The following is a 19,996-nucleotide window of genomic DNA, read 5'->3' as shown; positions in this document are numbered from 1 at the left end:
ATAGTTTACTCATGGTCGAAGTAGAATTCTTTTCATGATAAAAAGACTTTCTTTTCATGAAAATAATTATTTCTTTTCGTGAAGAAAAATATTTTTTTTCATGAAAATAATTTCAGCAAGCAGATGTTTTTCTCCTTGGAATAGTCTTTATGTGTGTTGTTTCAGTCGTGTTCTTAAGGCCTTTAAAGCCTTGTAGAGATGCACCTCAACCGTACGAATTGAGATACCTAATTGTTCTGCAATCTCTTTGTTTTTCTTGTCGTGCTGGTAACTCAGTATGAAAACCTCGCGACATTTAGCCGGAAGTTCTCCAATGGCATCATTGATTTGCTTTCTTGTTTCCAGTCCTTCAATATAGCCCATCACGTCGTTTGCCTCTGGATTATAGTAATCTAACTTGAACTGCGTAATCTTCTTTACGCTGTCAGCATGATTGTTAACAACGGTACGATGCTTAATGACATTGAGTGCACGGGTATAGACAATACGATAGAGGAAAGCCTTAATATGGCTTTCGTCTTCAATATCTTCTTTGCGTTTCCACAACTCCATGAAAGCTTCCTGCACGATATCCTCTGCCTCATCGTCTTGTACAAGCCGAGTAGCATAAAAAGAGAGGGAGGGATATAAAGCCCTAAATATCTGGCGGAACCTTTGTTCTGGTAATGTCATTGTCTATTTTTTAGCCTTGCTGTATCTGGTTTTATCCTATCTACAATTTTATCTTTTGCGAGGGTGTTTACAGGAGAATTTTAATATTTATGAACAAAGATACACTTTTTATACTTGTTAAGATGATTAGAGGGGTTAATTTATGTGAAATGGAGGTAAGGCATCTTTATTAAATAAAGATAATTGACTATCTTTGTATATGTAAACGCAATGTTTGTAAGTGTATTGTAAAATTAATACCATTTGAACTGATTTCATGGTGATAGCTGTTTGTTCGAAAGTATTACTTTCCCTAAGAATGTTTATGTGTGCCTTTCTTTTACTGATGGGTGTACATAGTGTTTCTGCACAGGTATCATTAACTACAAATCAAACTGATTTGAAGACTGTTATTCAGCGTATTAAGTCGAAAACTAAGTATCGTTTCTTCTATGATGATGCGCTTGGAAAGCAGACGGTTAATGCTGTTTCTATAAGTAATTTACCTATTGATTTTGTGTTGAATAGGCTCTTTGAAAACACTGGAATTACTTATAAAATCATCGATAATATCATCTACCTAAAGAAAGTAAAACCTGTTGTTCAGAGTACGGAAGCAACAGGTTCAGAGACAAATTTACAACATCACAAGCCAGAACAGCCTATTACACCAGTACTTTACACTTTCAATGGACAGGTGCAAGATGTGTCGGGACATCCACTAATTGGTGCATCTATCATAGTAAAGGGCAGTTCAAAGGCACGTGCTATGACAGACTTAGAAGGTAAGTTTGTCTTGAAATCAGAGAGTCCTAACCCTATTTTGATAATTTCCTGCATAGGTTATGATGCAATAGAAAAACGTATAGAAAATCGCCATAACCAGTTGTTTGTGTTGAAAGAGAGCCTCTATGAATTAGAGGATGTCTTTGTAACGGCTTTGGGTATTAATCGTTCCCGCACAGCTTTGAACTACAATGTTAAGCAGATGAATGGTGAAGACTTGAACAAGGTTAAGACAACTAACTTTGCGAATGCTTTGGTCGGAAGGGCTGCGGGAATCTCTGTCAATGAGTCTGCAGCTGGAATGGGTGGCGCAGCACGTGTGGTTATGCGTGGTCCAAAGTCTTTGGCACAGAGCAACCAACCGCTTTATGTGATTGATGGTATCCCTATCAATAATCGTAGCAACGATGATATCAAAGGCGGTATCTATTCGTTGCAGCCAGGCGCAGAGGGTATTTCTGATATCAATCCTGATGATGTAGAGAGTGTTTCGGTACTTAGTGGTGCTGCAGCAGCGGCTCTCTATGGGTCGGCCGCAGCGCAGGGTGCGGTGATGATAAAGACTAAGTCGGGCAGAGTGGGTAAAACTTCTGTGGAGTTTTCTACAAGTACACAGTTTCTCTCTCCTTTTGTTTTACCAGAATTTCAGAATGAATACGGCAATCGTACTAATGAGATGAAGTCATGGGGAACGAAGAATGCTCCAGGTACTGGTAGTTACACGCCTAACGACTTCTTCCGTACAGGAGTAAACTTTACGAATAATGCGACAGTGATGTCAGGCACAGAGCGTAATCAAGTCTATCTTTCTTTGGGTTCATCTACTGTGCGTGGTATCATTCCGAACAATGATTTTGAACGTTATAATCTCACATTTAAGAATGTTTTCTCGGCATTACAAGACAAGCTAAGGCTTACTTTCTCTTTTAAGTTTGTTAGAGAAAATGATAAGAATATGTTGGCGCAGGGACAATACTTTAATCCGCTGACTTCTGTCTATCTCTTTCCACGTGGAGAAAGTTTTGATGCTATTAAGGAGTTTGAGTCATATGACGTAGCACGCAATATCAATTTGCAGAATTGGAGCTATGGAGACGACTTGAAGATGCAAAACCCTTATTGGGTTGCTAATCGTATGTTGAGGACAACAAAGCGTAATAGATACCTCACAGACCTTGGTGTAAAGTATCACCTTACCAATTGGTTTGCCCTTGAAGGAAGACTACGTTGGGATGAAGCTGTAAATAAATTGGAAGACAAGCGATATGCTTCAACGCTTGATATCTTTGCTCATTCGCCTTATGGATATTACAGTTATAGCAAGGTGAATGATCGTTCTTTCTATGCTGATATCATGGCAGATGTTTCTAAACGATGGGGTGACGTGTCGCTTGTGGCTAATGTTGGTACGGCTTTCATTAATACATCTTATGATGTAGCAGGCTTTCAAGGAGGATTAAAAGCCCCTTCGAATATCTTTACTCCTAATGGAATCGACTATAGTAGGGTGTCGAGTGATAATCGGCCAATCTTTGATATTACACGTCATGCTATTCACTCCGTACTTGGAAGTGTGGAGTTAGGTTGGCAAGAACGGGTTTATCTTACGGTGACAGGGCGTAACGACTGGGATTCTTCACTCAGTAATACAGCACAGCAGTCCTTCTTCTATCCTTCTGTAGGTTTGTCGGCAATTCTCTCAAAGATGTTTAAACTGCCAAAGTTCATTGACTTTTTGAAGTTCCGTACCTCATGGGCATCAGTGGGTTCTGCCATTTCTCCTAATATATCTTCAGCTTGGCGGTATGAGTATGTTCCTTCTACAGGTACTTACCATACGGTCACTTATAAGTTTCCTGACAACTTCTATCCAGAACGTACAAACTCTTGGGAAGCGGGTATGACGGCTCATCTGTTCAAAGAAGCAATGTCTGTAAAGTTCACGTTGTACCAATCGGACACGAAGAATCAAACCTTCCTTCGTCAAATTACACTTGGCGGTGCATTTAATCGTGAGTATATACAAGCGGGAGACGTGCAGAATAGAGGCTTAGAATTGAGCATTGGCTATAACAAGAAGTGGAATGATTTGCGGTGGACTACAAATATGACCTATAGTATGAATAGTAACCGAATTATCAGGTTGCTTGATAATCCTAACGAGACATTGCGTCAAGGCGGTCTGAACGGTTGTGAGGTGATATTGACACAAGGTGGTACAATGGGTGATCTCTATACATTCACCGATTTTAAGCGTGATGCACAAGGAAATATTCTGCTTAATACCGATGGACAAGTGATGCAGATGGAACTCCCTTCTCCTAAGTTGGTAGGTTCTGTCTTACCTAAGGCACAACTGGGTTTTAGCAACAACTTCTCATGGAAGGGATTAGAACTCGGAATGTTGATAACGGCTCGTTTGGGTGGTGTTTGTGTGTCGCAGACGCAAGCTTTTATGGATTCGTATGGCGTTTCTAAGAAAACTGCAGAACTGAGAAATAACGGTGGTGTTTCAGTTGGTAATCAGTTGGTTTCTACGGAGAAGTATTATACAGTTGTCGGAGGAGAGACTCCTATTTGGGATGAATACGTCTACAGTGCTACTAACGCCCGAATTAAGGAACTTTATTTAGGTTATACCTTTGATAAACTGATTCGTGGGGCAAAGGTGTCAGTCGCTTTGACAGCAAGAAACCTCTTGATGTTATATTGTAAGGCACCTTTTGACCCAGAGGCAACCCCTTCAACAGATATATATTATCAGGGATTTGATTATTTCATGCAGCCCAGCCAACGTTCATTGGGCTTTAGTATCAACGTAAAACTTTAAGATGATGATGTTTAGTAGAATGAAATTGCTTTTTTTCTTCTGTCTGCTGACTGTCTTTTCTTCCTGTACGGGTGATTTCGTTGATATTAACCGACCAGGTAGTAAGCTATCTCCAGAGGAGTTGAAGCGTGATAACTACGCAGTCGGTTCATTCTTGATTCAGATGCAGGGCGTTGCTTTCCCTGAGCAAGAGAATGCCTATCAAACAATGATAGACTTTGTCGGTAATTATCTGGGGCGTTACACAACCTATACCAAGGAGTTACCTAAGAATCATACACTCTTTAATGCAAGTAATGCTTGGTGTGCTTGGCCTGCTTCTTATGCTCCTCCTATGGTGTCTGCATTTGATGAGGTTGTCAAACTGAATGGTAAGAAGAATATTTCTTATGCGTGGGCATTGATTCTGCGAGCACAGGCTTTCCTTCGCTTTACAGATATCTATGGACCTTTCCCGCTCAGTATGAATGCAGATAATACGGAGGTTTATACATCTCAGCGAGATATCTATTTACAGCTGATAAAGGACCTAAACGAGGCTACTACTTATATCTCATCTAACACGCAACTGGCTAAAGAAATGATAGTCTTTGCACCATACGACCTCGTTTATAAAGGTGACTTCAATAAGTGGCGTAAGTTTGCTAATTCGCTAAAGTTGCGCATTGCTGTGCGTATCAGTAATGTAGAACCAACGTTGGCACGTTCTTTAGCTGAACAAGCAGTGAGAGATGGTGTCATAGAAGGGAATGAGGACAATTGTGCTATTCGTTATAATAAGTCGGGTTTGTGGACAACTGCTGTTTCATGGGGCGACAGTCGTATCTGTGCTGACATTGAAAGCTATATGACTGGCTATAAAGATCCACGAATGAGCAAGTACTTCACTCAGCCGATAACGGAAGGTGGACGTAAATATATTGGCTGTCGGGCAGGTGCAGCGATAGGAAGTAACGTTGTAGCTAAGCGCCTTTATTCTACTGTAAATGTGCAAGAAACAACGCCAAGTTTATGGCTAACAGCATCGGAAATGGCTTTTTGTAAGGCAGAGGGTGTCTTGCGTGGTTGGAATATGGGTGGTGGTACTGCCAAGGATTATTATGAACGAGGCATAACATTGTCTTTCAATCAATGGGGAGCAGATGGTGTTGCTACTTATTTGTTGGATGACACTTCAACAGAAGCTAACTATGCTGATGCTTTAGGTGGCTTTGGTGGAGCGGCTGCAAAGGCTTCTACGATTACCATTAAATGGGATGACAATGCGCCTATGGATGAGAAAATGGAGCGTTTGATTACGCAGAAGTGGATTGCTTTGTTCCCAAATGGACAGGAAGCATGGAACGAAATTCGTCGTACGGGTTATCCTCGCATCTTCTCTGTACCACAGGCGACAAATGGTTATACGCTGTTGACACCTAATAGAATACCTTTTGATAAGAATCAACAGATTAATAATCGCAGTAATTACGACAAGGCTGTCGAACTTTTAGGTGGTCCTGATGATTACGCAACGCCAATGTGGTGGCAGAGATAGATTGTTTTTCTCTGTTTATTTTAGCAACAGTTTGGCGGAAATTTATTTACAAAAATCTGCACTTTGAGATGCTGTTTTTATACTCAAAATGACAGTTTTAGTCACTCTTGTAATCATCATCTAATCAGATAGTTATAAGAGTGCCTTTGTAAAGGTGCTTAATTGGACTTCAAAAGGGCGTTAGTAAGACCTCAAAAGAGCATCTTTTGCAAGCCAATTGGGCGTCTTTTCGAATCCAATTAAGCATCTCTTCATTTTTGAGTGTTGAGTTTTTGTTTACAATTAGCACTGTCTGTGCATTCTTCTTTCTAAGTGTATGTTTCTTTGTAGGTCGTCTGTTTGTTAGTTATAGGCTTTTTGATAAAAAAAACGAGCGTAGATGTCTACGCTCGTGGAATTTATATTCATAAGGTAAGATGCCTCTATTGTAAAAAGAAGGAATACTAACAAGTAAGGTTTATTTATTGAGAAGTGACTCAATCTTGTATATACTTTCTCTCAATTCAGCCTCGTTTGGTGTTGGATTTTTGAACTGAGAAAGGACGTCTTCTAACAGCTGTAAAGCTTTTTGATCCCTTTTTTGCTTGTACTCCTTGCGTAATGTATCAATCTTGGTAACGTTTTGTACACCTCTTATTATGTGCTCAAAACGACGGCTTGAGTGGTTTCCTGGATACACAATATAGGTGTCTCCCGGTGTGAATAACTTAAAGCGGCTGTCATACATTGGGTTATCAGTCCAGTTCATCCATGCCCAGCGGAGGAAACCATTGAACCCATTAGCAATACAATAGAGTGGGAGATAGGTTGCTTCTATAGGTTCGTTGTTGCTACCCACATTTGGCATAGCATCGGGACAAGCCGTGTAGGAGGTGCTAATCCAACCTTTTGAATTTCTCAAAGCAAGGTCTTCTGGTGTGAATTGCTGCTTCCATGCAATACAATAATCATATATCTTATCGACAAGTTCTTTGTGGTAGTTTCCTGCTAATGACATCTTGATACCTGGTGCTGCCTCCTGCGCAATGCGGTAGGCATCTTGCATAGCATCGAGGGCGCGTTCGTCCATCGCTATGACGGTTCTGTCAAACCAACCTTTTTCCTTCTGGTGGGCAGCAAAGGACCGTAGGAAAGGAATCCATAAGTCGCTGTACTCTTTGCTGTTAGTTGTCGTTTTAAGTTCCTTATAACTTTTCGAGGCTTCGTCATAATAGCTGAAAGTCATGTCCCATGGCACCATTGAAAAGCAGTTGATGTCCCCATTGATTCCACAAGAGTCGAGGAACGAGATCCAACGATCGAAGGCTGTATAGTCATACGACCATGTACCGTCTGCCTTTCGTGTCGTTTCAATCATCGCATCAAACTTGTCATTGCTCTGTACGCCCCAAGGCTCGTAGAAGAGGATGGCTGAAGCATTGCGTTGTCCTGCACGTGCAAGTAACTGCATGTATGGGCGGAGAATGTCAAGATGTGCTTGACTCCAAGGAGCTACATCGTAATATCTACTAACTGCGTAGGGTTGTTGCCAGAAGTTGAGATGGAAGTTATCAGAGAGGGTAAGATTGCGATTGAGCACTTTTATTGTGAACGGGATGGTGCTGACAGTCTTACCGTCTTGTTGTAGCAGTAAGTTTAATTTGTAGCTATCCGCCTTAATGTTTTGAGGAATCTCAATTGTGCACCATGCAGACTTACCATACATCGGGTCGTCAGCCTTTATGCTGTCATCGCCAATGATGTCGGGCATGAGCCATGTTTGTAAGGAGTCGGGGTGATTACCACAGTTTTGGAAGTCATCAGTGATAACGGCAGAAAGAAAATGAGCTGTAGCAGTCGACAGGAGTCGATTGCTACAGCTCATAGTTAGTTTCAAGTTGCCCTTTGCCGTTTCTGGTAATGGGAACTCAAGTCCGATACGTTCGCCTTTCCAGGCTGTTATTTCTTTCTTTTCACTTGCTTTTTTTTTACAGCAAGTGGTGCTTTGGTCTGATGTGCCTTAGCTGCATCAACCACGTACTTAGAACGATCAACGTAAGGAAGAATATCATATTCTCCATTAGTAATCGCCTTCAATGACAGGCTCTTGAACTCAATGTCATAGCCGTCATTCTGTCCGCGTACCTCATAGAGGAAGCCGATGCGCTGGTTCTTCATAAGTACCATTGTAGAGTAGCATGAAGACTCGTCTGTTACGCGCAGACCTTTCTTCCAGTTGCTACCCAATGCATTTGCTGTAGAATAGTCAGCGTAAGTTGCTAACTCCTTATAGAAGAAACCGACACTGTCACGACGTGCGCTAAGTGGTACTGATTGAAGGGCTACAAAAAGCTTCTTACCGTCAGCAACTCGCTTTGCAGGAACAATGAGAATACCACCATTGCAGGCATTTACTTGCTTGCCAGTCATATTCTGTGGCATAACTTCCTCGCCCCAGCTACCTGTTGCCTTCGCTGCATCTTTGTAAGTAAAGACGTTGAATCGTCTACCTCCATAAACGTCACGGCAGCTAAGTAATACGCTGCCATCAGGCATTTCCTCAACCTTTGACTCATCCTGAGCAATAGAAGGAGCCTTTGAAGGAGTACCTAAGACATTCCATGTGCGACCGAAGTCATCGGAATAGATAACAAAGGTACCACAACGATCAACGCCCTTCTGACGGATAGGATGTGCTATGTAAAGACGATAGAACTTGCCTTTGCGGATGTAACGGCTCTGCATAATCTTACCTGATGTGAGGAAGATACCATCTGGGTTACCACCATTAGGTAGCTTACCATCGTAGAGACCGTGAATCATCTCGGTAAGGTCTGTTCCATTGTCCCATGTCTTACCACCATCAGTACTGTGGAAGAAGTAAGCGTGCTGTGGGTTCTGACGGGTTGCTGTCTGATAAGCACTCTTACCTGCTACACAATGAAGCAACACATTATCTGACGTGCGGTCAGCAATGATACTTGGGTCACCGAAAGCAGTACGAATTGGGTCAGCTGCATGTTCGTTACCGCGTGCTACGCAAACGGTGTCAGACCATGTCTTACCAAAGTCCTTACTTGTTCGCATGACAATATTAATCTGCCACAAACCATTTCTGTTGTTCCATCCCACGTCGGTATGACTAAGGCGGAAGTCGCAAGCAGCTAACAGTGTTCCCTTACGTGTCTCGGTAATTGCTGGGATACGATAAGGAACTGGGCTGTTAGCTCTATCAAAAACGATGGTGGTAAAACCATCATCGTTCTTGATATTGTTGCTCTTGTCTGTTCCTACTGCACCTACCTGTAAGAGTGAGGCGCAGAGGGAAACAGTTAATAAGATCTTCTTATACATTAATTCTTGTTTGTCTTATAAGTACTAAAACTTGTATTCAACAAATGCTTCCATTGCCTCGTAGCAAGCCAAGCCTAAGTCATCATAGAGCTTAGCTGTACCGCGGTTGCGGTCTTCTGAACGCTGCCAGAAGAGACGCTCGTCGTTGCCAAGGAATGGAGCACTTTCCATCTGGCTCTGGTGTTTGAGGATAGAGTTACGCTTTGCACGCAGCTCTTCAGGACTGATAGGAACACACATTTCGATGTTCTCTATTTCCCATTCTGCCCATGCACCACGATACATCCATACGCGACAGTCCTTTAACCACTCTGCCTTAGCTTCCTTCTCAAGGTCGATAGCGGCAAGTACAGCATCTGTGCACTTACGGTGAGTGCCATGTGGGTCAGCCAAGTCGCCTGCTACATAAATCTGATGAGGTTTTACCTTTGTGATGAGTTCTCTTACGATGTTCACGTCAGCCTCACCCATTGGGAGTTTCTCAATCTTACCAGACTCATAGAAAGGAAGGTCGAGGAAGTGAACATGGTCGAGAGGAATCTGATTGAAAGTTGAAGCAGTACGTGCCTCACCACGACGGATAAGCCCCTTAATGGTACGGATATCCTGTGTGTCGATGTCTCCTTCCTTCTTGTTCTTCAAGAATTCCTTAATCTCCTTGTACTTAGACTTAATAACCTCATCTTGCTCATTAGCAAAGAGTTGATTAAAGCCGTTGATGAAGTGCATGAAACGTACAACCTCCTCATCACCTACAGCGATGTTACCAGATGTCTCGTATGCTACATGAACGTCATGTCCCTGCTGTACCAAACGACGAAGTGTACCACCCATTGAGATAACATCATCGTCAGGGTGTGGAGAGAATACAATCACTCTCTTTGGGAATGGCTTAGCACGTTCTGGACGATAGGTGTCGTCAGCATCTGGCTTACCACCTGGCCAACCTGTAATTGTATGCTGGAGATCATTGAAGATCTTGATATTTGCATTGTATGCAGAACCATAGAGTGCAAGGAGTTCGCTAAGGCCATTCTCATTATAGTCCTTGTTGGTCAACTTGAGCAGTGGCTTACCTGTAATCTGGCAAAGCCAAACAAGTGCAGAGCGTACTAACTTATCTGTCCATTTGCATGAAGCAACAAGCCAAGGATGCTGAATACGTGTCAACTTAGCAGCGGCAGAAAGGTCAATAACAACATGTGCGTCGTTATGTGTCTGCAAGAAAGATGCAGGAACAGTATCGCTTACCTTACCCTCAACAGTCTTCTTGATAATTTCAGCTTTCTCTTCACCCCATGCTGTAAGGAAGATCTTACGTGCAGAGAGGATTGTGCTAACACCCATAGTGATAGAACATGGAGGAACTGACTCCTGAGAGCCGAAACTCATCTTCATCTCCTCACGTGAGGTTTCATCGATCAAGATAAGGCGAGAAGCAGATGTAAGGCTTGAACCAGGTTCGTTGGTAGCGATATTACCCATACGGCCAATGCCCAAAAGGATAACATCAAGTCCACCTAATTCCTTAATATGCTGCTCGTACTGACGGCAATGCTCTTGTACATCATTCTGAGCAATAGTACCGTCTGGCGTAAAGATGTTCTCTACATCAATATCAATATGATTCAAGAAACGCTCTTTGAGCTGATTGATACCACGATTTACGTTTTCTTCGCTCAGTGGGAAGTACTCGTATGCGTTGAATACAACAACATTCTTGAAACTCAACTTGCCAGCTTGATGACGCTTGATAAGTTCGTGGAAGATAGGAGTGAGGGAAGAACCAGAGCCTACGCCCATAACATACTTTCTTCCTTCCTGCTCTCTCTTCTTGATGTCTGCCTCAAGGTGGTTAGCAATGTCGATAGCTCCTTCTTCAATCGTTGGGAAGATATCAGTAGGAACCTTCTCAAAACGTGTTATCTCCGAGCGTTCGATAGCTGTTGCAGGACGATAAAACTCCTCAGGTATTTGATTGAGTACAATCTGTGAACTTAAATTCAGTTTCATTACAAGTTCTCCTTTTCTATGTCTTTAAAGTATTTGTATGTTTCTACAGTTAACTTGTCTGTTGCGCTTTCATCACAAACAATGATACCGTGCTCATGCATCTGTAAAGCACTGATTGTCCACTTCTGTGTGAGTGGACCTTCTACAACAGCACGTAAAGCTTCTGCCTTGTTGTGACCATTTACAAGAATCAACACTTCCTTTGCATCCATTACTGTACCAACACCTACTGTCAGTGCATGTACTGGAACCTTGTTAGGATCATTGTCAAAGAAACGTGAGTTTGCAATACGTGTATCTGATGTCAATGTCTTAATACGAGTTCGTGAACGGAGAGATGAACCTGGCTCGTTGAAAGCAATGTGACCATCAGGACCGATACCACCCAAGAAGAGGTCGATACCACCTGCCTCACGAATCATCTCCTCATAATGCTGACACTCAGCTTCGAGGTTCTCTGCATTACCATTCAAGATATGAATATTCTCCTTTGGGCAGTCGATGTGGTTAAAGAGGTTCTCGGCCATGAAGGTGTGATAGCTCTGTGGGTGACTCTCTGGTAAACCAACATACTCATCCATGTTGAATGTAACAACATTTTTGAAGCTTACTCTACCTTCTTTATAAGCCTTTACTAACTCAGCATACATGCCCTCTGGTGAAGAACCAGTTGGCAAACCGAGTACAAAAGGCTTGTCTTGATTCTTAGCAGCATTAATACGCTCAATAACGTAGTTTGCTGCCCATTTAGATAACTTTTCGTAATTAGGTTCTATGATTAATCTCATAATTTTTGGTTTTAATTATTATGTTTTGGTTTATGTTATAAAAATATTTTCTTTTCTTATGCTTCAATCTGTTCTTTCTTTGTCTTATCAGGATAGGTGAAAGGAACGAACCATGTAATCAGCAGGGCTGGAATGGTACATACCAATACGAAAATAAAGAACTGTCGATAACCGAGCATATCGCTGAAAACACCACTCAACATACCTGGTAACATTACACCCAAGTTCATGATACCACTTGCAAAAGCGTAGTGTGCCATCTGGTGTTTACCAGGTGCAATCTGTTGCATCATAAAGAGGGAGAGTCCAACAAAGCCGAAACCATAGCCGAAGTATTCCATTACGATAGCACCACCAATCAACCAAAGGCTCTCTGGTTGATAGATTGCTAAGAATGTATAGGCTATGAATGGGATGTTGAACACCAATGCAAGTGAAAAGAGACTCTTTTGCAGTCCTCTCCATGCAATATAATAGCCTGCAAGGATCGAACCGATGACAAAGGCTGCAGCACCAAAGGTACCATAGCAAAGTCCAATCTCTTGCTCTGTTAAGCCCAAGCCTTGGTCGACACGTGAGGCTTTGAGGAAGAGTGGAACAATCTTCATTACAAATCCTTCAGCAAAGCGATAGAGGATAATGAAGAAGATATAATATACAATATGTTTCTTCTTGAAAAAGTCGAAAAATACCTTAACAAATTCACCTAACGATTCTTTTAATGATTTTGGAGAATCGACTGATGTTTTCTTTGGATTTGGAAGAATGAAGATATGGTAACAGCCTATCACTATCATAATTGTAGCGATGATGAGCATGATAAACATCCATGCTTTTGTTACACCAAAAAGTTTGATAAAGGTACCTGCAAGGTAGACCAGTCCACCAGTTGCAGCAATCTTTGCAATGTTATAGAAAGCTCCCTGCCAACCAATCCATCGTGCCTGCTCTTCGTTTGAGAGTACTGACATATAGGTTCCGTCTGCAGCAATATCATGCGTAGCACCACTTAGCGCAATAACTGCAAGTATCGCAATAGTGACGGAAAAGAAGAATGGAAGATGAAGTGCAAAGGCTACTAATGCAAAAAGCACACCTGTAAGCAGCTGTGTCAATACAACAAAGAATTTCTTTGTCTTATAAATCTCTAAGAACGGGCTCCATAATGGTTTTAGGGTCCAAGGAAGCATGATGAGAGAGGTCCAAAAGGCTATCTGACCATCAGATACTCCCATTCCTTTATACATTAGTGTACAAACCATGTTGAGTACGACGAAAGGCATACCCATGGCAAAATAAAGCGTAGGAACCCATGTTGCTGGACTATGCAGCATTTTGTTTTCCTCTTTTAGGTTCTTAGGGTTTAGACTCATGTTCTTTATATAGGATTTCTAAAGAAAGAAACAGTTAAAGAGGTGTTTTTACTTATCAAAAAAGTTTTATTTAACTTTAATTTACCAATGCGATAGACCTCTTGCTTTGAGAACTGCACTTCTTTGATTTCAGACCATTGTATTTATAACGCTTATAAATGCGTTTTATTATGTACGAATTTGGTTTTCTCGACGAAAATAATTAAATTTGCGTAGAATATTAAAATTACATTTATAAATCATCACCTATTATAATTATGTGGCTGAATTCTTATTCCCATTTTTTTAAGGCAACGATAGCTTGTACATGCTTGTTATTCTCGCCGGTAGTTCTTCCAACGCTTCATGCTCAGGAGCAGAACGTTGTGATAATCAATCCGACAGATTCTCCTGTGGAAATTGTTCGTAAGGCAGCAAATGTTGTTCCTTCTGCTCGTCAGTTCAACTGGCAGCGTCAGGAACTTACGGCTTTCTTGCATTATGGTATAAACACCTATACTGGTAGAGAGTGGGGTGATGGTAAGGAGTCACCAGCTATCTTTAATCCTACTGACCTTGATGCAGACCAGTGGATACGTGAGTTGAAGGCGGCAGGTTTTAAGTGTGCAATCCTTACTTGTAAGCATCATGATGGTTTCTGTTTGTGGCCATCGGCTTATACAGAACATAGTGTTAAGCACTCTCCATGGAAGAATGGTAAGGGTGATGTCGTTCGAGAAGTGAGCGAAGCTTGTAAGAAGTATGGTATGGACTTTGGTGTTTACCTTTCTCCTTGGGATCGTAATTCAGAACTTTATGGTACTGAAGCTTATAACGACTTCTTTGTTAAACAGTTGACAGAATTGCTCACACAATATGGTAAGGTGAGCGAAGTATGGTTTGACGGTGCTTGCGGAGAGGGTCCAAATGGTAAGAAGCAGGTATATGACTTTGTACGTTGGTATGAGCTTATTCGTAAGTTGCAGCCAGAAGCTGTGATAGCTGTCATGGGACCTGATGTTCGTTGGGTTGGTACAGAGACTGGTCGTGGTCGTGAGATGGAGTGGAGTGTTGTTCCTAAGGATAATCTTGATCAGGATGCTATTGCAAAGAACTCACAGCAGGAAGTACTGACTGCACCTGTTGGTGATATGATGGGGCAGGACCTTGGTAGTCGTAAGAAGATTGAAAAGGCAAAGTCACTTATTTGGTATCCTGCTGAGATTGATGTGTCTATCCGTCCGGGATGGTTCTATCATGAGGATCAGGATAGCAAGGTGAAGTCACCAAAAGAACTGATGGATATCTATTTCACATCTGTCGGAATGAATGGTGTACTCCTCTTGAATCTTCCTCCTAATAAGGAAGGTAAACTCTCTGAGGCTGATATAAGAAGTCTTCGTGGTTTCCGTCAGTTGTATGCAAACACCTTCACTGACAATCTTTTGGCAAATGCTAAGGTTACTTGCGCAGTTTCAGAAGGTAAGGGTCGCAATGTTATTGACGATAATTATGATACATCTGTACGTCCAAAGATGAAGGATGGTAAGGCTGTCTTCCAGTTTAAGTTGAAGAAGCCAGCTACCTTCAACGTTCTTTCTGTGCAGGAGGATATCCGTAAGGGACAGCGTGTTGAGAAGTTCTCACTTGAAGTGAAGGATGCTAAGGGCAACTGGAAGAAGGTAACAGGGGGAACAACTGTTGGTCATAAGCGTTTGTTGAAGTTCCCTGTTGAGACTGCTAAGGAGGTGCGCCTTATCATCAGTGAGGTTCGTGCCGTACCTACTATCTCTGAGATTGGTTTGTACCGATTAAGAGATTAAGATATTATTCTTAGGCTTATTAAAATAAGTTATATAAAAAAGGACACACAGTTTGTGTGTCCTTTTTTCTTTTTATGTATTCTTTAAGTCTGTATTTATCAGGCTTTTATAAAGTGTTTATTGTTTCTTAAATATCAATAGGTTATCTGCATACCCCTTCCAATCAGCCACTCCACAAATACTATCTGTTGGTGTGCGATAGAAGGTGTTGCCGTTGTTTCCACCTGTCAGATAAATGGCATCGGTAAAGCCATAGTCAGCAAGGGCTTGTGCAAAGTCGTAGAGGGATTCTTTATGGATTGTCTCAACATACCAAATCGTTGCAGAACCTGCCTTACGTGCTAATGCACAACGTGTCACCTTTCCCTTTAAGGCAAACTGTTTCTCACATATTTGTCCTGCTGATACGAGGGCAAATTGGCGGAACATACTACCATCGTGGGTTTTGACATACTCCTTTATAGAATCGTCTTGACCGATGCCTATTTGCCACTTGTCGCCAACAATAGCTACAAAGCCAGCCTTGCTATGACCGGTCGCATACTCCTTACCTTGATAGATAAAGTCGCCAATATACTTGTATTCATGGTTTTCATCCCAATAAAAATCCCATCCATGTGTGACAAGACAAACTGTAGAGTCGCTATCAGAAGGGGCAGTGCGAGATAGGGTTGGTATGAGTCCGTGAAGTTCGTATAGTCTCATACTCACGCCATATAGTGAGTCTATCTTCATTGTCACACCTTGCAGAGAATCTGTTGGCATCTTTTCTAAGTCGCGAATGATTTCATTTGAAGTGCGACTTAGTGGATAGTCAAAGGAAACTGTGCGACTGTTTGCTTTCTGCCAAAAGTAGATGGTAGTAGCAGAAAGGGCAATGAAAGCAAGCACAATAAGTCCTATCCACCATCTTCGAGATGTTAGTTGCTGCTTGTCTTCTATCTGAGAAGGTTTGAAATCCGAACCTCCTAAGAACTGAATATCGTCGTCACTATAGCTCATTCTGCTTTTGTTTTAAACCCTCTTCAAGAAGTTGCAACGCCTTATGGGAGATAGAATCGAGTACTATCTTTTGTGATAGTTCTTTTCTCCACAGGCTCAGCTGGTCCTTCTTCGTGTCAATTCTACTGATATAGTGAAGGTTGAGAACGTATTGTTTACCCACTCTTACAAATACGATTTCTTGCTGTCGCATCTGTTGGTCAATGAGTTCTGTAATGGCTTTGAGGTTCATCCAAAGCTGTATCTCCTCACCATTTGAAAGTGTCATCACACAATAGTTGCCGTCTGACCGGATATAAAGTATCTCGTCAAACGCCAGTCGCATCATTTCTGTGCTTCCGTTTTGTATGATTAACAGCTGTTTCACTACTTATTATCAACAAGTTATTATAGTACTGCAAATTTAGTAATAAAAAGCTATACTCTTGTTATTTTGTATAGAAAATCTATTTCTTGCACCCTATCAATGGCTTAGGATGGCTACTCACAGAAGTCTTTCCGATGTGTAACATACAAGTCAATAAATAGTTTAACTCTTGCCAGTAACTCCCTTATATGTGTCCATATCGCCCTTGGATGTCGTACGTCATCAGCATTATATCCCACAGCTTTAATGTTCATCTTGTCTGCTAAGAAGATGCTGCGCTCATTGTGCCACTTCTGTGAGATGATAATCATATTATTTACTCCAAAGTGTTGCTTAATATTTCTCATAGAGAGTAGGGTACGATAGCCTTGTCCGTCCATTGTGATGATACTGTCGGGTACGCCTCTTTTCATCAGATCTTGTCGCATAGTCTGTGGTTCGTCATATCCTTCGCGCTTGTCTCCACTGATGATGAGATGTTTGAACTTTCCGTGTTTGTAAAGTTTTGCAGTAGCATTGATGCGTGCCATATAGAAGGCACTCGATCTTTTGCCGCCTCTTGCTTTTGGGTTAGTACCGAGCAGTAAGGCTGTCTGCATCGTGGGAACTTCATTGATATCATTGAATGTTCTTCCTTTTGCGTTCTTATTAACGATTATATTGCACAATGCAGTAATAACTCCGAGTATGACAATGATAATGGTGGTAGAATAAAAGATTCGCTTCTTTCTCTGTTTGTTTCTTTTCATTTTCTATTTGAATTAAATGTTTCAAGTTGTCAGACACATGAATGTCTTGTTTTGATACTGTTTTTAATAATATCAGTGCAAAGTTAGACTTAATCTTCTACTTACTCTCATCTTTCTTCTCCCTGCTGATGAAATAGTGCTCAGCCTGTATGAAACTGCGAGTTGTTAATTCAAAATTCATAATCCATAATTCAAAATTATTCGAACGGAGTTCTCATCAGTACGTTATAATTATGATTACCGATTGGGGGACAGTTCAAACGTCAAAGTTCAAAAGTTCAAAGTTCAAGGTTTTAAGTTTAGTTGTCAATTATATTTACAAAATAATAGGAAATAAGACAAGAAAAACCTCAAAAAATACACGTTTCAAGCGTTCTTGTAAATGTTTTGTTATCAGGTTGTTGTGAGGGTGTGTTTTAAAAGGTACTTAGTTAGGGTTCAAAAGGGCGTTAGTTAGACTGCAAAAGGGCATCTTTTAGAAGCCAATTAGGTGTTAATTCAACTCTAATTAGGCATCTATTGAATTTAAGGATGTGAGTATTTTATTACAAAATGAAGTTTTGTAATGGTGTTTTAATCTTTTATTACTTAATTAGTCTTTCATTGGTTTTTTCGTGAAAGGTTGGCTTTCGGGTTTAACATAAGGTTTGTGGCATCTATGAGTTGTTATATAAGAAAAGCCGTTACTTCATGAAGAAGCAACGGCTTTTTGTATATTTGAGAAATAAATCTCTTACTTCTCGATAGCAGCTACACCTGGGAGTACCTTACCCTCGATAGCCTCGAGCATAGCACCACCACCAGTAGATACGTAAGAAACCTTGTCTGCAAGACCAAACTTGTTAACAGCAGCAACAGAGTCACCACCACCTACGAGTGAGTAAGCACCGTTCTCCTGAGTTGCCTGTGCAACAGTCTTAGCAATCTCACCAGTACCCTTAGCGAAGTTCTCCAACTCGAATACGCCTACAGGACCATTCCAAAGGATTGTCTTAGAAGAGAGGATAATCTTCTTCCACTCCTCGATGCTCTCCTCTGATGCGTCCATACCTTCCCACTCATCAGGAATCTGGTCGATTGGGAATACCTGACGCTCTGTATCGTTAGAGAAGTCCTTACCACAAACAGTAGCAACAGAGAGTGAAAGGTTTACACCTTTCTCCTTAGCTGCAGCAATCACGTTCAATGCCTCTGGCATCAAGTCGTCCTCGTGGAGTGACTTACCAATCTTACCACCCTGTGCCTTGATGAAGGTATAACCCATACCACCGCCAATGATGAGGTTGTCTACCTTGTCGAGGAGGTTCTTGATAACACCGAGCTTAGAGCTAACCTTTGAACCACCGATGATAGCGGTGAAAGGATGCTGAGCGTTCTTCAATACGTTGTCGATAGCTGTAACCTCTTTCTCCATGAGGTAACCCAACATCTTGTGGTCAGCATCAAAGTAGTCAGCAATAACTGCTGTAGAAGCGTGCTTGCGGTGAGCTGTACCGAAAGCATCGTTTACATATACGTCAGCGTATGAAGCGAGCTTCTTAGCGAAGTCCTTCTGACGTTCCTTCATCTCAGCCTTTGCAGCGTCGAACTCTGGAGTTCCCTTCTCAACACCTACTGGCTTGCCTTCCTCCTCTGGATAGTAACGGAGGTTTTCAAGCAAGAGAGCCTCGCCTGGCTTCAATGCAGCAGCCTCAGCCTCAGCGTTACCAGCGTCCTTAGCGAACTTAACCTCAACGCCGAGAGCATTGCTTACGTTCTTAACAATCTGGCTCAATGAAAGCTCTGGCTTCACCTTTCCCTTTGGCTTACCCATGTGGCTCATCATGATGAGAGCACCGCCATCAGCCAATACCTTCTTCAGTGTTGGCAAAGCACCACGGATACGTGTCTCGTCAGTTACATGACCATTCTCATCCAAAGGCACATTGAAGTCTACGCGGACGATAGCCTTATGTCCAGCGAAGTTAAAATCGTTAATTTTCATTTGTTTTTTATTATTTGTAACGTTATAATATTCCTATCCGCAAAAATACTAATTTTTGATGGATTGGTGAAATCAAACACTATCTTTTTTGTAAATTTGCAGAAAAATAAGATTGTAATGAAAGATTCGGTTATTATTGTTAGTGGTGGACTTGATTCTATCACGTTGCTTTATGATAAGGCGGAAACAATCGCCTTGGCTATCTCTTTTGACTATGGTCAGAACCATGGGGCTAAGGAACTGCCTTATGCTCAGTATCATTGTGAGAAGTTAGGTATTCCTCATATTACGATTCCGTTGTCGTTTATGCACCAGTATTTTAAGAGTTCATTGCTTGATGGGGCTGATGCTATCCCAGAGGGGCATTATGAGGAAGAGAATATGAAGTCGACGGTTGTCCCTTTCCGTAATGGCATAATGTTGTCGATAGCAACGGGGATTGCCGAGAGTCATGAGTTGAAGCGAGTGTATATTGCTAATCATGGTGGCGATCATACGATTTATCCAGACTGTCGTCCAGAGTTTATCCATGCGATGAATGGTGCTGCGAAAGCTGGAACATTTGTGAATGTATGTATAGAGGCTCCTTATACCGAGGTTACCAAGGCTGAGATTGTGGCTCGTGGTGCAGCGTTGGGAATTGACTATTCTAAGACATGGAGTTGTTATAAAGGTGCGGATGTTCACTGTGGTAAGTGTGGAACATGCGTAGAACGTATGGAAGCCTTTGAGGATGCTGGAGTAGATGATCCAACGACTTATTGTAAAGATTGATAATGCC

The 19,996-nt window shown here is 41.7% G+C and carries 14 protein-coding genes; 4 read left to right on the top strand and 10 right to left on the bottom strand.

Annotated elements, in window-relative coordinates:
* Positions 1–147: 147 nt before the first annotated feature.
* A complete protein-coding gene (locus tag PMEL_RS07355; RefSeq protein WP_120174728.1) occupies positions 148–672 on the bottom strand; it encodes an RNA polymerase sigma-70 factor in 525 nt (174 codons plus the stop codon).
* Between the two features lie 256 nt (positions 673–928).
* Here PMEL_RS07355 and PMEL_RS07350 point away from each other — a divergent pair, with 256 nt between their 5' ends.
* Together PMEL_RS07350 and PMEL_RS07345 are read left to right on the top strand one after the other, a co-directional pair.
* Positions 929–4,267, top strand: coding sequence for a SusC/RagA family TonB-linked outer membrane protein (locus tag PMEL_RS07350; protein WP_120174727.1), 3,339 nt, complete (start codon positions 929–931; stop codon positions 4,265–4,267).
* A 4-nt stretch (positions 4,268–4,271) separates the two neighbouring features.
* The gene (locus PMEL_RS07345; RefSeq protein WP_120175501.1) at positions 4,272–5,804 is read left to right on the top strand and encodes a RagB/SusD family nutrient uptake outer membrane protein; all 1,533 of its coding nucleotides are present in this window, start codon (positions 4,272–4,274) and stop codon (positions 5,802–5,804) included.
* Between the two features lie 457 nt (positions 5,805–6,261).
* Here PMEL_RS07345 and PMEL_RS07335 read toward each other — a convergent pair whose 3' ends face one another.
* The 5 genes from PMEL_RS07335 to PMEL_RS07315 are packed head-to-tail and all read right to left on the bottom strand — an operon-like array spanning position 6,262 to position 13,311.
* Positions 6,262–7,722 (bottom strand): DUF4091 domain-containing protein, encoded by a 1,461-nt coding sequence (locus PMEL_RS07335; RefSeq protein ID WP_410524638.1) that lies wholly within the window; start codon positions 7,720–7,722, stop codon positions 6,262–6,264.
* Between the two features lie 20 nt (positions 7,723–7,742).
* Entirely contained in the window at positions 7,743–9,137 is a 1,395-nt protein-coding gene (locus PMEL_RS07330; RefSeq protein ID WP_120174724.1) for a sialidase family protein, read from the bottom strand.
* Between the two features lie 24 nt (positions 9,138–9,161).
* Entirely contained in the window at positions 9,162–11,150 is a 1,989-nt protein-coding gene (locus PMEL_RS07325) for a glucosamine-6-phosphate deaminase (RefSeq protein ID WP_120174723.1), read from the bottom strand.
* Positions 11,150–11,938, bottom strand: a complete 789-nt coding sequence (gene nagB / locus PMEL_RS07320; protein WP_120174722.1) for a glucosamine-6-phosphate deaminase — start codon at positions 11,936–11,938, stop codon at positions 11,150–11,152. Before nagB ends, PMEL_RS07325 begins: the two co-directional genes overlap by 1 nt.
* Positions 11,939–11,994: 56 nt before the next feature.
* Complete coding sequence (locus PMEL_RS07315; RefSeq protein ID WP_120174721.1) at positions 11,995–13,311, bottom strand: MFS transporter; 1,317 nt, start codon at positions 13,309–13,311, stop codon at positions 11,995–11,997.
* Positions 13,312–13,568: 257 nt separating this feature from the next.
* On the opposite strand from PMEL_RS07315, the gene PMEL_RS07310 reads away from it, so the two are divergent.
* Positions 13,569–15,113: an alpha-L-fucosidase gene (locus tag PMEL_RS07310; protein WP_120174720.1), complete on the top strand. Its 1,545-nt coding sequence runs from the start codon at positions 13,569–13,571 to the stop codon at positions 15,111–15,113.
* A gap of 117 nt (positions 15,114–15,230) precedes the next feature.
* Here the strand turns inward: PMEL_RS07310 and PMEL_RS07305 are convergent, their stop codons facing one another.
* The 4 genes from PMEL_RS07305 to PMEL_RS07290 form a co-directional block, all read right to left on the bottom strand.
* Positions 15,231–16,115 carry a hypothetical protein gene (locus PMEL_RS07305; protein ID WP_120174719.1) on the bottom strand — a complete coding sequence of 295 codons (885 nt, stop codon included), beginning with the start codon at positions 16,113–16,115 and terminating at the stop codon, positions 15,231–15,233.
* Positions 16,105–16,482, bottom strand: a complete 378-nt coding sequence (locus PMEL_RS07300) for a LytTR family DNA-binding domain-containing protein (RefSeq protein ID WP_004359610.1) — start codon at positions 16,480–16,482, stop codon at positions 16,105–16,107. Before PMEL_RS07300 ends, PMEL_RS07305 begins: the two co-directional genes overlap by 11 nt.
* Before the next feature lie 113 nt (positions 16,483–16,595).
* Positions 16,596–17,231, bottom strand: coding sequence for a vancomycin high temperature exclusion protein (locus tag PMEL_RS07295; protein ID WP_120174718.1), 636 nt, complete (start codon positions 17,229–17,231; stop codon positions 16,596–16,598).
* Positions 17,232–17,964: 733 nt separating this feature from the next.
* On the bottom strand, positions 17,965–19,215 hold the full coding sequence (locus tag PMEL_RS07290; protein ID WP_120174717.1) for a phosphoglycerate kinase: 1,251 nt from the start codon (positions 19,213–19,215) through the stop codon (positions 17,965–17,967).
* 117 nt (positions 19,216–19,332) lie between these two features.
* Between PMEL_RS07290 and queC the strand changes: the two genes are divergently transcribed.
* A complete protein-coding gene (gene queC / locus PMEL_RS07285) occupies positions 19,333–19,989 on the top strand; it encodes a 7-cyano-7-deazaguanine synthase QueC (protein ID WP_120174716.1) in 657 nt (218 codons plus the stop codon).
* The last annotated feature ends 7 nt before the right edge of the window (positions 19,990–19,996 follow it).

Source organism: Prevotella melaninogenica (genome assembly GCF_003609775.1).
Classification (GTDB): domain Bacteria; phylum Bacteroidota; class Bacteroidia; order Bacteroidales; family Bacteroidaceae; genus Prevotella; species Prevotella melaninogenica_A.
Note: the sequence above shows the minus strand (reverse complement) of the source record. Positions and strands in the feature narration are given on the sequence as shown.

Excerpts from the sequence above, each read along its gene's own strand:
- PMEL_RS07355 (WP_120174728.1), bottom strand. The coding sequence starts at position 672 with ATGACATTACCAGAACAAAGGTTCCGCCAGATATTTAGGGCTTTATAT.
- PMEL_RS07325 (WP_120174723.1), bottom strand. The coding sequence starts at position 11,150 with ATGAAACTGAATTTAAGTTCACAGATTGTACTCAATCAAATACCTGAG.
- nagB (WP_120174722.1), bottom strand. The coding sequence starts at position 11,938 with ATGAGATTAATCATAGAACCTAATTACGAAAAGTTATCTAAATGGGCA.
- queC (WP_120174716.1), top strand. The coding sequence starts at position 19,333 with ATGAAAGATTCGGTTATTATTGTTAGTGGTGGACTTGATTCTATCACG.
- PMEL_RS07315 (WP_120174721.1), bottom strand. The coding sequence starts at position 13,311 with ATGAGTCTAAACCCTAAGAACCTAAAAGAGGAAAACAAAATGCTGCAT.
- PMEL_RS07345 (WP_120175501.1), top strand. The coding sequence starts at position 4,272 with ATGATGTTTAGTAGAATGAAATTGCTTTTTTTCTTCTGTCTGCTGACT.
- PMEL_RS07350 (WP_120174727.1), top strand. The coding sequence starts at position 929 with ATGGTGATAGCTGTTTGTTCGAAAGTATTACTTTCCCTAAGAATGTTT.
- PMEL_RS07295 (WP_120174718.1), bottom strand. The coding sequence starts at position 17,231 with ATGAAAAGAAACAAACAGAGAAAGAAGCGAATCTTTTATTCTACCACC.
- PMEL_RS07290 (WP_120174717.1), bottom strand. The coding sequence starts at position 19,215 with ATGAAAATTAACGATTTTAACTTCGCTGGACATAAGGCTATCGTCCGC.
- PMEL_RS07305 (WP_120174719.1), bottom strand. The coding sequence starts at position 16,115 with ATGAGCTATAGTGACGACGATATTCAGTTCTTAGGAGGTTCGGATTTC.
- PMEL_RS07330 (WP_120174724.1), bottom strand. The coding sequence starts at position 9,137 with ATGTATAAGAAGATCTTATTAACTGTTTCCCTCTGCGCCTCACTCTTA.
- PMEL_RS07310 (WP_120174720.1), top strand. The coding sequence starts at position 13,569 with ATGTGGCTGAATTCTTATTCCCATTTTTTTAAGGCAACGATAGCTTGT.